Source organism: Pseudomonas sp. GG8 (assembly GCF_052976945.1).
The window spans coordinates 5,021,553-5,038,286 of the sequence record NZ_JBRIIP010000001.1 but is presented as its reverse complement, the minus strand read 5'-3'; the positions used below and the strand labels follow the sequence as shown (position 1 = coordinate 5,038,286).

The following is a 16,734-nucleotide window of genomic DNA, read 5'->3' as shown; positions in this document are numbered from 1 at the left end:
GCGCTGGAATTCCTTCCAGTGGGTCCTTGCCCGTTCGACAAACTCCTTGGACAGCGCTAGGGGTTTTGAAGGTTTCTACTCTGATGCCGAAGCAAAGTCTGCGATAGACGCGGCAATGAAGAGAAGACGAACGCGACCGCAAGCCGGTCGCGCTTGTAGAAGCAGGTCAGCGCGAGGCGCTAGAGGGGAGGGCGTTGCGAAAAAGGTCGCCCGGAATACGTGGAGGAGATCCGGTGTCGGGGACCTTAATCAAGCTTGTTTCACAACGGTTGTAGCGGATCCTTCAGCGGGTCTGATCTGCCTGCAATCGCTCGACGTGCCTTGGCACTGCGTGGCGCGGTGGGTGAACGACTGCCCAAGTATCGGGTGACGGCTTCAACACCCCGGTTAAGGTGGTGTTCGAGCATCGCCACGGCTTTATCAATGGCTTTGTCGCGGGCGGCATTGAGCAGCGCCCAGTGATCATCCTGCGAGAGCTTACCCAGGCCCATTTCCGAGAGATTGAAGCGCAGGAAGCGCTCTTCTTCATTGAGCCCGTCTTCAACCAGGCGCAGCAATCTTTTATTGGGCGCTTTGGTGTAAAGCGCCATATGGAACATGCGGTTTAGCATACCGATTTCGGCGTAATCGGTTTCGCTTTCCAGCCTTTCAATACAGTGATGGGCTGTTGCTATATCGCTTTCGTCCAAATGAGGAATCGATAGGCGCAACGCCTCCGACTCCAACAGGATGCGCAGGGCGTAGGCATCGGCCGCATCCTCCGCAATCAGTGGCGCAACCACTGCACCTTTATGTGTCTCGACCCTTAGCAGGGATTGAGCTTCCAGTTGGCGTAACGCTTCGCGCACCGGCATACGACTGACGCCAAACAGGGTTGCCAGTTCTTGCTGACGCAACGCCGTACCACTGGGTAAGCGTCCGTCGAGGATGGCATTGCGCAGTTTTTCTTCGATGACGGCTCTGGCCAAGTGGGAAGGCAGTTGTTCACGTCCCAGGACGCCGCTCAAAAAGCTTTCGTTGTCGGTTTTTGACATGCGCGCGCTTCTATAGATTTGAATTGTTTTTTGGATCCAGCCCACAATAAAGACAGCCAGAAAACGTGTAGACCTTTGAAAGAAAGTAATCTGAACGCCCTGAAATACCCGTTGCGCTTGGCTTTCCGCAGTTTAGGACAGAAATGGATTTAATGTCGCCAGGGTTGCAGAGCAAGCGTGCGCATCATCTTCTCAGTGCTGCAGGATGAGCCGATTCTCCGCTGTAAGTGATCGCACGATGCCATTGTTTTTTCCTGATTGAACCCGCACCATCGACCGGTTCTCGGATGACCGCACGGATTAACTTCAATTGGCGGCACGTTTTGCATTTTATCGGCGAGAGCCTTGTCATCGACTAGGGCGATGGCTCTCTTTTGCGTTGCTCTTGGCCAGTGTGTTGGTGGGCGGCCTGCATGCCGATTGGGATTTTTCCTTGATCAGCCGTCGGGCCGAGGCTTTGTATGGTCCGTTGGGCGAGGGCCGTCAGCGGATTGATGCCTGGCAGCACCTGTTGTCGACCGAGAAACAAATCAGCGAAAGGGAAAAGCTGGAAGTAGTCAATCAGTTCTTCAACCGCCAAATTCGTTATGTAGAAGACATAGATAACTGGCATGAAATCGACTATTGGGCGACGCCCATCGAATCACTATGGAAGGGGGCTGGCGATTGCGAGGATTACGCTATCGCTAAATATTTTAGCCTCAGGCGGCTGGGCGTTCCGAGCGAAAAACTGTTGATCACTTACGTCAAAGCCTTGCGCCTGAATCGTGCGCACATGGTGCTGACCTACTACTCAAGCCCGAATGCTGAACCCTTGGTGCTCGACAGCCTGATTGATGCAATCAAACCCGCCAGCCAACGAACGGACCTGTTGCCGGTGTATGCATTCAATGGTGAAGGGTTGTGGTTGCCTGGCGCCAAAGGCAATAAGAGAGTGAGCGACACAAAACGATTGTCACGCTGGCAGGATGTGTTGAGAAAAATGCAAGCCGAAGGCTTCCCGGCTGAGCCCGAGTTTTAGGAGTTCCGATGTCTCTGTTCAAACAGTTGTTGATCGCTATTTGTGTGTTCCTGGTTGTCGCCTTTAGCGGCAGCTTCATAGTCAGCCTGGAAAGTTCGCGCACGCAATACGTCAATCAATTGCGCTCCCATGCACAAGATGCGGCGACCTCTCTCGCGCTGTCGTTGACGTCCAATATCGATGACCCGACGATGGTCGAGCTGATGGTCAGTTCAATCTTCGACAGTGGCTATTATTCGAGCATCCGCGTCATCGATCTGGCCACCGACAAGATCATTGTCGAGCGTTCTGGCGTCCCCGATAGCAGCACCGTACCGGCCTGGTTCGTTAAACTGATCGGCCTGGAAGCTGCTGGTGGCGATGCGATTGTCAGCCGTGGCTGGCAGCAGGCTGCACGGGTCGAAGTGGTCAGCCATCCGATGTTCGCATTGGCCAAGCTCTGGCAAAGCGCGCTAGGCAGCCTCGCCTGGTTGCTGATCTGCGGTCTGGTCAGCGCAGTTCTGGGTGCTTTGCTGCTGCGTCGGCAGTTGCGGCCTCTTGATTATATGGTGGCGCAATCCCACGCTATCGGCCGCCGCGAATTCCTCAGCCTGCCCGAACTGCCGCGTACCCCGGAGCTGCGTCGCGTGGTCCAGGCTATGAACCAGATGGTCGAGAAGCTCAAAGCCCTGTTTCAGGAAAACACTGAACGCAGTGAAAAGCTGCGGGTCGAGTCATATCAGGACAGCCTTACCGGCCTGGCCAACCGTCGTTATTTCGACATGCAGCTCAACGCCAGGGTCAGCAACCTGGAAGAGGCCAGTTCGGGCTATCTGCTGTTGCTGCGGGTCAAGGATTTGGTCGGGTTGAACCAGCGTCTGGGCGGCAAGCGCACAGATGAACTGCTGCGCGCGGTGGGCGAGCAATTGGTTCGGCAATGCGCGCATTATCCGGAAACCAATAACCTCATCACCCGCAGCCGTGGCGGCGAATTTGCCGTGCTGGCGCCAAAAATGCTGCGCGCCGAAGCGCTGCAACTTGCTCAAAATCTGGAAAGCGCGCTGCTCAGCCTGCAAGCCACTGGGGCGTCGGATGTGACGCCTGTAGCGTACATCGGCCTGGCACCCTACAGCCCCGGCGACTCGCCGCAAACCTTGCTCGGCCTTGCCGACCAGGCGTTGTCTCAGGCTGAAAGCGAGGGCGAGCGTAGCTGGAGCTGTATTGAGCACAGCGCCGCCATCAGCTTGGGCGACGATCACCACGCCTGGAACAACCTGCTGGACCAGGCACTGACCCAGCGTCGCTTCCAGCTGTTCTTTCAGCCGGTAGTGGACAGTCGTAATCCTCAACACGTATTGCATTACAAGGTGCTTTCCCGCTTGCTTGATGAGCAGGGACAGACCATTGCTGCGGGGCGTTTCCTGCCTTGGCTCGAACGATTCGGCTGGTCGACGCGGCTGGACCAACTGATGCTTGAGTTGGTCCTGCAACAGATGGCCCAGCATGATCAAGCGCTGGCCTTGAACCTCTCTGCGGCCACGCTTGCCGATCCAAAAGCCTTGAATAAAGTCTTCGAGACCCTGAAACAGCAAGCACGACTCGGGCCTCGATTGACCCTGGAAATCGGTGAAGAGCAACTGCCGGAACAGCGTGTCCTAGAGCAATTGACCCGACGCCTGCGAGAACTGGGGTTCACCTTGGCAGTGCAACACTTCGGCGGCCGTTTCAGCATGATCGGCAACCTGGCGCACTTGGGGTTGGCGTACTTGAAAATCGATGGCAGTTACATTCGGACCATCGATAAGGAAAGCCATAAACGCCTGTTTATCGAAGCCATCCAACGCGCAGCGCACAGCATCGATTTGCCGTTGATTGCCGAGCGTGTGGAAACCGACGCTGAGCTGCAGATTATTTGCGAGATGGGTATCGAAGGTGTGCAAGGTCAGCTGTTTGGTGATCCGGCGCCCTGGAAGTAAGGATGACCAATCGGGCCTGATCGCGCGTCGGCGATAGGCCCTCAAGCCATAAACAGAATCAGATCAAACCCGTCTCGTCATCATTGATCAAATGGTTCAACCCGCCCAGCGTTTCCCGTGCCTGGGTACGGTCCATCAACTTGGCCTGCGCCGCAGGCGGCAGATCGGTCACCCGGATCACGCCCTTGCTGATCAGTACCTGAATCAGGTCGTCAAGCACCCGAATCATCTCAAAGTCGCTCTGCTTGAGCTGCTTGAGGCTGTTCTCGATCACATCGTTCGCATACCAGGCTTGAATCTCGTGGTTGTCTGGAGGAAGTGTTTCAGTCGCTTCCACGTAAGGAACGCCCTCCACGCGGACCAGCTCCCCCTGTTGATCACGTTGCACGTAGAACATGGGTAAAACCTCGAAATGTAAGTCCCGCCCGAAACAACAGAAGGGCGCTGCCCGCGATGATGTTAGTTCAGACTCTACATCATCGCGGGCGGGCTTAATCAGCTGTGGTCATACTTGATGGTTGTGTCGGTACCGGCCACCAGAGACTTGATCATATCGTTGTTCCAAGTCACCCCTTCAACCTTGATATGCACGTCGGCGTTGGCGACGCCGCCAGTAGCGTTCAGCTTGCCAGCGCTACTGATGTCCAACGTTGTATTGGTACCGTCGTTGGTGATTTTCAGGAAGTTCGTCAGGGTCGCATCAGTCTCTCCCTGCAGCAGATCGCGCAGGTCAAGTTTGTCGCCTTGTGCAGTACTGAAATCCTTGATCACGTCGACACCGGTACCGGTATTGGTATCACCCTTGAGCCAGACAAAGGTATCTGCGCCAGCGCCACCAATCAATATGTCGTTACCCTTGCCGCCGGTCAGGGTGTCGTTGCCGCCCTGGCCGAACAAGATATCGTTACCGGCACCGCCGAGTAGAGTGTCGCTGCCATCTGCCAAACCTGTAGTGTTCGAGCTATTTGCCAGTGCGGTGACATCGTTCAGGTGCCCGGTAATGTACTGATGCAGAGCTTGATCATCCGCGATGACAGCGCCTTTGCTCTCGGCAAATGCTTTGAGCGCGGCAGTACCTTGCGCAGTGCCGAAGGTGATCATGTCGCCGAACAGGATGTCATTGCCATCGCCGCCATTAATAACGTCATTACCTGGCGCGATAGCTGAGGTAGTTGCAGCAATCTTGGCGGAAAGGTCTGCTGCATCAATCGAGGTATGCGCCGTGTTGTCGGAGTCATAACTGTTTAGGGCGCTAGTGATACCGTTGGTTATACCAATGGCTTCGACCACTGAAACCTTGGCTAATGCCGCATAGCTGGCCATCGAATCGGTGTTGGTTGCGTAATCGGTCGAGTCGCCAGCCCCCGCGACAGCTTCGTATATCAGATGACCCGTGCTATCAGTGCTGTGCAGCACACCAATGGTGTCCTGAGTCCACGTGTTGCCGCTTTTCGACCAGCTGAAAACTTCGCCTGTGGCGCTGATCAGCGTACGACTCACGCCACCGACGTCCGCCATGATTGCAGTACCGGTGTGAAAACTCGTCATTGTGTCGGCAAGGCTGACAGAGTTGTTGTTGCTATTGTTGTGCACCAAGAAAGTGTTAGCGGCGTCGCCAGTCACAAGGTGATAGGTAGGCTGCCCATCGGTGATGAAGAAGGTAAGGTTTTGAGCACTGGCGTTACTTTTCGCCATATCGCTGGCGAACCACTGGGTGGTCAGCTTGAACACGTCCTCATAGTTAGTAGCACCGCCACTGCTAATGGAGTCGATCACCGTTTGCAGCTGCTTGAGAGCACCCGGGTCTGCAAGGTTCACCGAGACGTAGTTGTGGACGGTGCTGTCAAAATCGGCCAGGAATATCTTGACGACCCCGTTGCTGCCGCCGACCTTGCTTTGCAAGTCATTGAACAGGGAGGTCAGAGCAGTCTTCGCGTTCGTGATAGCTGTGCTGCTCATGCTGCCCGAGCTGTCGAGCATGATGGCAATGTTGTAGTTCTGCCCAGCAACGATTTTGGTGCCGCTGATATCACCGACGATGACATCGTTGGCAACCGTACCATTGATTGTGTCGGTCCCTGCATGGCCGGTGGTGCTTTTGTAATCCCCCTTATCCACAGTAACGGAGATATTCACGACGTCGGTCTTGGTGTCCAGGTTGGCAGTTTCCGTAGCGGTCGCGGTAACGGTCAACGTGAATTTACCGCTGTAGTAATCCGGCGTTTTGATGCTTAGGCTGCTCAGGTCCAGGCTGCTGACATCGACCTTGGTGGTTGCATCGGTCACCATAACGCTATGGCCATTCGCATCACTCAATACCGAGCCAGCAGGTGCGCCGGACATCGTGGTGATGTGAGTTTCTGAGCCGTCGTTATCGGTATACGTCGCGCTGACAGAACTGAGTTTGATCGCAGTATTTCCTACGCCGTGGTTGAGTTCGTAGCCTGCGTAGTAACCCTCGCCGATGACGCCATTCACCTCGTTCAGGCTGGAAACGGTCAGGCCTGCATTGGTCAGATCGCTCACGTTACGGTAAAGCAATGCATTGGCGCTGTTCAGCTCCGAGGTCACGCCGTTTACCGTCAGATTGATGGTGTAGTTTCCAACGTTGTCCTGGTTGTAGTGGTAAATATCCAGCGTGTAGAAGCCGGTTGCCGTTGGCGTGTATTGGCTGGAGGAAATAGCCCCAGAGTTGATGCCCCACGCCGCGTTGGCTACCGTCTTACCGCCGATGGTGATCAGCAAGCTGTCATCGGCCGTACCGCCGAAGCTGTAAACCTTGCCAGCTTCCAGGTAGACAAGTCCGGAAATTTTAGTGGCGGTACCTACTGCAACATCTCCCGTCGACTTTGTGATCGATGTATCGGTGTGTGTGGTGGGAGTAATGGTGGTATTGAAGCCCAACTTGATCATCGACTCCGTTGCGCCGCTGCCGCTACCAGACATACCGGTCAGGGTATTAACCCATACGTCCTTTACCAGTCCGGTTGAGCTGATCACTGCACTGCCAAGCGCCAGGCTCGGCTGATCGGCAACGGGAGTGATATCGACTTTCAGGGTTGCCACGGTACCCGTTACACCCTCAAGGGTCGGTTTGAACTGAATCTGCGCGTAGTCGGCTTGCTTGTTACCGACACCGGTTCCGCCAAAGCTGTCTATACCCGACTCATTGCTGAGCGGCACAAAGGTCAGCTTGTTTTGGACAATGTCGTCTTTGCTGATGACCTGATTTGCAATGACGGCAACACCGTTGAGCAGCAACGTACCGCTGCCCGGAAGCGTGGTAATGATGATGCTCGGAACGGCTGTTGCGTTGACCGGGTTTGCAACGCCGAAGTTATCCCACGTCAGAGTCAACGTCTGATCTTCGGTGCCAGTGGCCTTCCCGCCAGCTGAAACCGGAGCATCCGCGTCCACGATGCTCGTAGTAACGCTGTTGTTGGCGCCAGGCACCAAGCTTTCGAAGTTGCCACCCGTGGCCGAGTCGATTTTGACTGTGAACTTCTCGGTGCCCTCTACAAGCCCATCGGTGAGGGCTTTGATGTCGAGCAGCGCTGTTGTCTGGTTGGCTTTGATGATCACCGTGGTTACGCCACTGAAGTCACTGCCATTGGTGGCGGTGCCGGTGTAGCTAAGCTTGACCGTTACATCTGCTGTTGGCGTGTTGCTCAATGTCAGCGTGTAGTGGGCAGTAGCGCCTTCTGTCACTTGTGTTGACCCAGCGGTGAAATTGACAGTGGTGGTGTCGATGGTGTCAGTAACAGCCGTGGTTGCCGAAGCCTTGCTCAGATCGAGACCTTCCAGCTGACCGTCTTTACCGTTGGACACCCCGGTCACACTCAGGGTGGTCGGACCGGCATCCTTGTAGACGTCGTCTGCCGGCGCGGCAGCGGTGAAACTGGCTGATGTGGCGTTGGCCTTGATGGTGACGTTATCACCATTGGACAGGGTCAGGACCAGGTCGGACTTCGGTGCATTGGCCACCGAAACGGTGTAGTGAATCGTGCCGCCTTCGGCCACGGTGTCGGACGCGGTCAAGGTAACGGCGGTGGTGTTAATGGTGTCGGTAACAGCCGTGGTTGCCGAAGCCTTGCTCAGGTCCAGGCCTTCCAGTTGGCCGTCTTTGCCGTTGGACACCCCGGTCACGCTCAGGGTGGTCGGACCAGCGTCTTTGTAGACGTCATCTGCCGGTGCGGCAGCGGTGAAACTGGCTGACGTGGCGTTGGCCTTGATGGTGACTTGATCACCATTGGACAAGGTCAGGACCAGGTCGGATTTTGGCGCATTGGCGACCGAAACGGTGTAGTGAATCGTGCCGCCTTCGGCCACCGAACTGTCAGCGGTCAAGGTGACCGCCGTTTTGTTAATGGTGTCGGTAACAGCCGTGGTTGCCGAAGCCTTGCTCAGATCGAGACCTTCCAGCTGACCGTCTTTACCGTTGGACACCCCGGTCACGCTCAGGGTGGTTGGGCCAGCATCTTTATAGACGTCGTCTGCCGGTGCGGCAGCCGTAAAGGTAGCTGATGTGGCGTTGGCCTTGATGGTGACGTTATCACCATTGGACAGGGTCAGGACCAGGTCGGACTTCGGTGCATTGGCCACCGAAACGGTGTAGTGAATCGTGCCGCCTTCGGCCACCGAACTGTCAGCGGTCAAGGTGACCGCCGTTTTGTTAATGGTGTCGGTAACAGCCGTGGTTGCCGAAGCCTTGCTCAGGTCGAGGCCTTCCAGTTGGCCGTCTTTGCCGTTGGACACCCCGGTCACGCTCAGGGTGGTCGGACCAGCGTCTTTGTAGACGTCATCTGCCGGTGCGGCAGCGGTGAAACTGGCTGACGTGGCGTTGGCCTTGATGGTGACGTTATCACCATTGGACAAGGTCAGGACCAGGTCGGATTTTGGCGCATTGGCGACCGAAACGGTGTAGTGAATCGTGCCGCCTTCGGCCACCGAACTGTCAGCGGTCAAGGTGACCGCCGTTTTGTTAATGGTGTCAGTAACAGCCGTGGTTGCCGAAGCCTTGCTCAGGTCGAGGCCTTCCAGTTGGCCGTCTTTGCCGTTGGACACCCCGGTCACGCTCAGGGTGGTCGGACCGGCATCCTTGTAGACGTCGTCTGCCGGCGCGGCAGCGGTGAAACTGGCTGATGTGGCGTTGGCCTTGATGGTGACGTTATCACCATTGGACAGGGTCAGGACCAGGTCGGACTTCGGTGCATTGGCCACCGAGACGGTGTAGTGAATCGTGCCGCCTTCGGCCACCGAACTATCAGCGGTCAAGGTGACCGCCGTTTTGTTAATGGTGTCGGTAACCGCCGTGGTTGCCGAAGCCTTGCTCAGATCGAGACCTTCCAGCTGACCGTCTTTACCGTTGGACACCCCGGTCACGCTCAGGGTGGTCGGACCGGCATCCTTGTAGACGTCGTCTGCCGGCGCGGCAGCGGTGAAACTGGCTGATGTGGCGTTAGCCTTGATGGTGACGTTATCACCGTTGGACAGGGTCAGAACCAGGTCAGTCTTCGGTGCGTTGGCCACCGAGACGGTGTAGTGGATCGTGCCGCCTTCGGCCACCGAGCTGTCAGCGGTCAAGGTGACGGCGGTGGTGTTGATCGTGTCAGTGACGTTGACCGTTGCCGAGGCCTTGCTCAGATCGAGGCCTTCCAGCTGACCGTCTTTACCATCGGCAACCCCGGTTACGCTCAGGGTGGTCGGGCCGGCGTCTTTGTAGACGTCATCTGCCGGTGCGGCCACCGTAAAGGTGGCTGACGTGGCGTTGGCCTTGATGGTGACGTTATCACCGTTGGACAAGGTCAGGACCAGATCGGATTTCGGCGCATTGGCCACCGAGACGGTGTAGCTGATGCTGCCGCCTTCGGCCACGGTGTCGGACGCCGTCAAGGTGACGGCGGTGGGGTTGATGGTGTCGGTAACCGCCGTGGTTGCCGAAGCCTTACTCAGGTCCAGGGCTTCCAGTTGACCGTCCTGGCCATCGGCGATCCCGGTGACTTTCAGGGTGGTCGGGCCGGCGTCCTTGTAGACGTCGTCTGCCGGTGCGGCCACCGTAAAGGTGGCTGACGTGGCGTTGGCCTTGATGGTGACGTTATCACCGTTGGACAAGGTCAGGACCAGGTCGGTCTTCGGTGCATTGGCGACCGAAACGGTGTAGTGAATCGTGCCGCCTTCGGCCACCGAACTATCAGCGGTCAAGGTGACCGCCGTTTTGTTAATGGTGTCGGTAACAGCCGTGGTTGCCGAAGCCTTGCTCAGGTCGAGGCCTTCCAGTTGGCCGTCTTTGCCGTTGGACACCCCGGTCACGCTCAGGGTGGTCGGACCAGCGTCTTTGTAGACGTCATCTGCCGGTGCGGCAGCGGTGAAACTGGCTGACGTGGCGTTGGCCTTGATGGTGACGTTATCACCATTGGACAAGGTCAGGACCAGGTCGGATTTTGGCGCATTGGCGACCGAAACGGTGTAGTGAATCGTGCCGCCTTCGGCCACCGAACTGTCAGCGGTCAAGGTGACCGCCGTTTTGTTAATGGTGTCAGTAACAGCCGTGGTTGCCGAAGCCTTGCTCAGGTCGAGGCCTTCCAGTTGGCCGTCTTTGCCGTTGGACACCCCGGTCACGCTCAGGGTGGTCGGACCAGCGTCCTTGTAGACGTCGTCTGCCGGTGCGGCAGCGGTGAAACTGGCTGACGTGGCGTTGGCCTTGATGGTGACTTGATCACCATTGGACAAGGTCAGGACCAGGTCGGATTTTGGCGCATTGGCCACCGAAACGGTGTAGTGAATCGTGCCGCCTTCGGCCACCGAACTGTCAGCGGTCAAGGTGACCGCCGTTTTGTTAATGGTGTCGGTAACAGCCGTGGTTGCCGAAGCCTTGCTCAGATCGAGACCTTCCAGCTGACCGTCTTTACCGTTGGACACCCCGGTCACGCTCAGGGTGGTTGGGCCAGCATCTTTATAGACGTCGTCTGCCGGTGCGGCAGCCGTAAAGGTAGCTGATGTGGCGTTGGCCTTGATGGTGACGTTATCACCATTGGACAGGGTCAGGACCAGGTCGGACTTCGGTGCATTGGCCACCGAGACGGTGTAGTGAATCGTGCCGCCTTCGGCCACCGAACTATCAGCGGTCAAGGTGACCGCCGTTTTGTTAATGGTGTCGGTAACCGCCGTGGTTGCCGAAGCCTTGCTCAGATCGAGACCTTCCAGCTGACCGTCTTTACCGTTGGACACCCCGGTCACGCTCAGGGTGGTCGGACCAGCGTCTTTGTAGACGTCATCTGCCGGTGCGGCAGCGGTGAAACTGGCTGACGTGGCGTTGGCCTTGATGGTGACGTTATCACCATTGGACAAGGTCAGGACCAGGTCGGATTTTGGCGCATTGGCGACCGAAACGGTGTAGTGAATCGTGCCGCCTTCGGCCACCGAACTGTCAGCGGTCAAGGTGACCGCCGTTTTGTTAATGGTGTCAGTAACAGCCGTGGTTGCCGAAGCCTTGCTCAGGTCGAGACCTTCCAGTTGGCCGTCTTTGCCGTTGGACACCCCGGTCACGCTCAGGGTGGTCGGACCAGCGTCCTTGTAGACGTCGTCTGCCGGTGCGGCAGCGGTGAAACTGGCTGACGTGGCGTTGGCCTTGATGGTGACTTGATCACCATTGGACAAGGTCAGGACCAGGTCGGATTTTGGCGCATTGGCGACCGAAACGGTGTAGTGAATCGTGCCGCCTTCGGCCACCGAACTGTCAGCGGTCAAGGTGACCGCCGTTTTGTTAATGGTGTCGGTAACAGCCGTGGTTGCCGAAGCCTTGCTCAGATCGAGACCTTCCAGCTGACCGTCTTTACCGTTGGACACCCCGGTCACGCTCAGGGTGGTTGGGCCAGCATCTTTATAGACGTCGTCTGCCGGTGCGGCAGCCGTAAAGGTAGCTGATGTGGCGTTGGCCTTGATGGTGACGTTATCACCATTGGACAGGGTCAGGACCAGGTCGGACTTCGGTGCATTGGCCACCGAAACGGTGTAGTGAATCGTGCCGCCTTCGGCCACCGAACTGTCAGCGGTCAAGGTGACCGCCGTTTTGTTAATGGTGTCGGTAACAGCCGTGGTTGCCGAAGCCTTGCTCAGATCGAGACCTTCCAGCTGACCGTCTTTACCGTTGGACACCCCGGTTACACTCAGGGTGGTCGGACCGGCATCCTTGTAGACGTCGTCTGCCGGCGCGGCAGCGGTGAAACTGGCTGATGTGGCGTTGGCCTTGATGGTGACGTTATCACCATTGGACAGGGTCAGGACCAGGTCGGACTTCGGTGCATTGGCCACCGAGACGGTGTAGTGAATCGTGCCGCCTTCGGCCACCGAACTATCAGCGGTCAAGGTGACCGCCGTTTTGTTAATGGTGTCGGTAACCGCCGTGGTTGCCGAAGCCTTGCTCAGATCGAGACCTTCCAGCTGACCGTCTTTACCGTTGGACACCCCGGTCACGCTCAGGGTGGTCGGACCGGCATCCTTGTAGACGTCGTCTGCCGGCGCGGCAGCGGTGAAACTGGCTGATGTGGCGTTAGCCTTGATGGTGACGTTATCACCGTTGGACAGGGTCAGAACCAGGTCAGTCTTCGGTGCGTTGGCCACCGAGACGGTGTAGTGGATCGTGCCGCCTTCGGCCACCGAGCTGTCAGCGGTCAAGGTGACGGCGGTGGTGTTGATCGTGTCAGTGACGTTGACCGTTGCCGAGGCCTTGCTCAGATCGAGGCCTTCCAGCTGACCGTCTTTACCATCGGCAACCCCGGTTACGCTCAGGGTGGTCGGGCCGGCGTCTTTGTAGACGTCATCTGCCGGTGCGGCCACCGTAAAGGTGGCTGACGTGGCGTTGGCCTTGATGGTGACGTTATCACCGTTGGACAAGGTCAGGACCAGATCGGATTTCGGCGCATTGGCCACCGAGACGGTGTAGCTGATGCTGCCGCCTTCGGCCACGGTGTCGGACGCCGTCAAGGTGACGGCGGTGGGGTTGATGGTGTCGGTAACCGCCGTGGTTGCCGAAGCCTTACTCAGGTCCAGGGCTTCCAGTTGACCGTCCTGGCCATCGGCGATCCCGGTGACTTTCAGGGTGGTCGGGCCGGCGTCCTTGTAGACGTCGTCTGCCGGTGCGGCAACCGTAAAGGTGGCTGACGTGGCGTTGGCCTTGATGGTGACGTTATCACCGTTGGACAAGGTCAGGACCAGGTCGGATTTCGGTGCGTTGGCCACCGAAACGGTGTAGTGGATCGTGCCGCCTTCGGCCACGGCGTCGGACGCGGTCAAGGTAACGGCCGTGGGGTTGATCGTGTCAGTGACGTTGACCGTTGCCGAGGCCTTACTCAGGTCCAGGGCTTCCAGTTGACCGTCCTGGCCATCGGCGATCCCGGTGACTTTCAGGGTGGTCGGGCCGGCGTCCTTGTAGACGTCGTCTGCCGGTGCGGCAACCGTAAAGGTGGCTGACGTGGCGTTGGCCTTGATGGTGACGTTATCACCGTTGGACAGGGTCAGAACCAGGTCAGTCTTCGGTGCATTGGCCACCGAGACGGTGTAGTGGATCGTGCCGCCTTCGGCCACCGAACTATCAGCGGTCAAGGTGACCGCCGTTTTGTTAATGGTGTCGGTAACAGCCGTGGTTGCCGAAGCCTTGCTCAGATCGAGACCTTCCAGCTGACCGTCTTTACCGTTGGACACCCCGGTCACACTCAGGGTGGTCGGACCGGCATCCTTGTAGACGTCGTCTGCCGGCGCGGCAGCGGTGAAACTGGCTGATGTGGCGTTGGCCTTGATGGTGACGTTATCACCGTTGGACAAGGTCAGGACCAGATCGGATTTCGGCGCATTGGCCACCGAGACGGTGTAGCTGATGCTGCCGCCTTCGGCCACGGTGTCGGACGCCGTCAAGGTGACGGCGGTGGGGTTGATCGTGTCAGTGACGTTGACCGTTGCCGAGGCCTTACTCAGGTCCAGGGCTTCCAGTTGACCGTCCTGGCCATCGGCGATCCCGGTGACTTTCAGGGTGGTTGGGCCGGCGTCCTTGTAGACGTCGTCTGCCGGTGCGGCAACCGTAAAGGTGGCTGACGTGGCGTTAGCCTTGATGGTGACGTTATCACCGTTGGACAAGGTCAGGACCAGATCGGATTTCGGCGCATTGGCCACCGAGACGGTGTAGCTGATGCTGCCGCCTTCGGCCACGGTGTCGGACGCCGTCAAGGTGACGGCGGTGGGGTTGATGGTGTCGGTAACCGCCGTGGTTGCCGAGGCCTTGCTCAGGTCGAGGCCTTCCAGCTGACCGTCTTTACCATCGGCAACCCCGGTTACGCTCAGGGTGGTCGGGCCGGCGTCTTTGTAGACGTCATCTGCCGGTGCAGCCACCGTAAAGGTGGCTGACGTGGCGTTGGCCTTGATGGTGACGTTATCACCGTTGGACAAGGTCAGGACCAGGTCGGATTTCGGTGCGTTGGCCACCGAAACGGTGTAGTGGATCGTGCCGCCTTCGGCCACGGCGTCGGACGCGGTCAAGGTAACGGCCGTGGGGTTGATCGTGTCAGTGACGTTGACCGTTGCCGAGGCCTTACTCAGGTCCAGGGCTTCCAGTTGACCGTCCTGGCCATCGGCGATCCCGGTGACTTTCAGGGTGGTCGGGCCGGCGTCCTTGTAGACGTCATCTGCCGGTGCGGCCACCGTAAAGGTGGCTGACGTGGCGTTGGCCTTGATGGTGACTTGATCACCATTGGACAAGGTCAGGACCAGGTCGGTCTTCGGTGCATTGGCGACCGAAACGGTGTAGTTGATGCTGCCGCCTTCGGCCACCGAACTGTCAGCGGTCAAGGTAACGGCCGTGGTGTTGATCGTGTCAGTGACGTTGACCGTTGCCGAGGCCTTGCTCAGATCGAGGCCTTCCAGCTGACCGTCTTTACCATCGGCAACCCCGGTTACGCTCAGGGTGGTCGGGCCGGCGTCTTTGTAGACGTCATCTGCCGGTGCGGCCACCGTAAAGGTGGCTGACGTGGCGTTGGCCTTGATGGTGACTTGATCACCATTGGACAAGGTCAGGACCAGGTCGGTCTTCGGTGCATTGGCGACCGAAACGGTGTAGTTGATGCTGCCGCCTTCGGCCACCGAACTGTCAGCGGTCAAGGTAACGGCCGTGGTGTTGATCGTGTCAGTGACGTTGACCGTTGCCGAGGCCTTGCTCAGATCGAGGCCTTCCAGCTGACCGTCTTTACCATCGGCAACCCCGGTTACGCTCAGGGTGGTCGGGCCGGCGTCTTTGTAGACGTCATCTGCCGGTGCGGCCACCGTAAAGGTGGCTGACGTGGCGTTGGCCTTGATGGTGACTTGATCACCATTGGACAAGGTCAGGATCAGGTCGGTCTTCGGTGCATTGGCGACCGAAACGGTGTAGTTGATGCTGCCGCCTTCGGCCACGGTGTCGGACGCGGTCAAGGTGACGGCGGTTTTGTCGATGGTGTCGGTGATCTGCGTTACTGCGGGCGTCGGGTCGATGGTCAGTACCAGGCCCCCCCCGCCGGTGGTGCCGGTCACTGTGGTCGATATCTGGCTTGGATCTATGTAAGGCGTGTTGTGGTCCTGGATCTGGAGGGAGCTACTGCCCGTGGTCTGGCCGCCAGCGATCACGATGGTCTGGCCATTGGACAAGGTAATGGTCAGGTCGGTCAGTGGCGCCTGGGTTACGGTCGCGGTGTATACCAACGTACCGCCAGCTTCGGTCAAGGTCGGGGTGGCGGTCACGGTCAAGGTCGAGGCGCGCAGAGGTGCGCTGGTATCCACGGCGCCAGCGTTTTGGGTGGTCGACAGGGTAGAAAAGCCAATGCCTGCAGTGGGAAAACCGATTGTAGGGTTGACCACACCTGCCGTGGCATCCAGCACGACAAAACTATGGCCGCCACCGGCAGCACCACCAGCGCCTGCTGGGGTCGGGCCAGCGGCAGCCGCTTCAAAGTCTTGCGTCGGGTCAGCACCGGCGGCGATGGCCTGCTGCAACTCTGCAACCGAAGGCGCGGCTTGCGCGGTAGCTTCCGCTAGGTTGGTGGCTGAGTCCGGTGCATCGGCACTCCACTGCGTGTCACGGCCCAGATCAATGCTGCGGCCGTCCGCGAGTTCAAGCGTCACGGCACCTTCAGGCCCCGTCAGTGCTTGCTCCCCGGCAAACAGCCGATCCCCTTCGATGAGCACACGACGAATCCCTTCAGGGGAAACTGCGATTACTTGGCCAACAATGCTTTTGACGATGGCAACAACACTGCTCATTTGGGGGACTCTCCGGTTTTACCGTCAGTGGGTATCCATTATGCCGACCGGCTTTTTTATATGCCGCTTCGTAACGTGGAGTACTTAAGTGTTCAATTATATTCAATAGCGTTTGGTGTATGTTTGACGTCAAGTTATTAGCGTGTGTTTTTACGTTGCGTTGTAACCTGCAATACTGAACTGTCCAACTATGTTCGACGCATATTTGGCGTCAAATTATCAGCGTATGTTTTATATGTCGCGTCGCAACACGCAGCACTGAAGTGTTCAACTATGTTCAACTATGTTCAATAACGTTTAGTGTATATTTGGCGTCAATTTACTAGCGCTCACTGTTGCAAAAATTAACTTTCTGCCAAACTATTGACCTATTCGGCGCCATCCTAAACAATCCGCTTCGTAATGTCACATTGATATTTAAATGGCAACGCGGCTTTCTGTTGTG

General features: G+C 57.7%; 5 protein-coding genes. 2 read left to right on the top strand and 3 right to left on the bottom strand.

The genetic code is table 11. From position 1 onward, the window contains the following. Positions 1-260: 260 nt before the first annotated feature. The gene (locus ACVBEG_RS23730) at positions 261-1,034 is read right to left on the bottom strand and encodes a GntR family transcriptional regulator (RefSeq protein WP_322177223.1); all 774 of its coding nucleotides are present in this window, start codon (positions 1,032-1,034) and stop codon (positions 261-263) included. 310 nt (positions 1,035-1,344) lie between these two features. On the opposite strand from ACVBEG_RS23730, the gene lapG reads away from it, so the two are divergent. After that, positions 1,345-2,055 carry a cysteine protease LapG gene (gene lapG / locus ACVBEG_RS23725; protein WP_369124889.1) on the top strand — a complete coding sequence of 237 codons (711 nt, stop codon included), beginning with the start codon at positions 1,345-1,347 and terminating at the stop codon, positions 2,053-2,055. Between the two features lie 8 nt (positions 2,056-2,063). Then, positions 2,064-4,010, top strand: coding sequence for a cyclic di-GMP receptor LapD (lapD, locus tag ACVBEG_RS23720; protein ID WP_322177225.1), 1,947 nt, complete (start codon positions 2,064-2,066; stop codon positions 4,008-4,010). Positions 4,011-4,068: 58 nt separating this feature from the next. On the opposite strand, the gene ACVBEG_RS23715 is transcribed toward lapD, so the two are convergent. Together ACVBEG_RS23715 and ACVBEG_RS23710 are read right to left on the bottom strand one after the other, a co-directional pair. Further along, complete coding sequence (locus ACVBEG_RS23715) at positions 4,069-4,407, bottom strand: tryptophan synthase subunit beta (protein WP_322177226.1); 339 nt, start codon at positions 4,405-4,407, stop codon at positions 4,069-4,071. A gap of 98 nt (positions 4,408-4,505) precedes the next feature. Continuing rightward, the gene (locus ACVBEG_RS23710; RefSeq protein WP_447108357.1) at positions 4,506-16,289 is read right to left on the bottom strand and encodes a retention module-containing protein; all 11,784 of its coding nucleotides are present in this window, start codon (positions 16,287-16,289) and stop codon (positions 4,506-4,508) included. Positions 16,290-16,734: the final 445 nt, after the last annotated feature.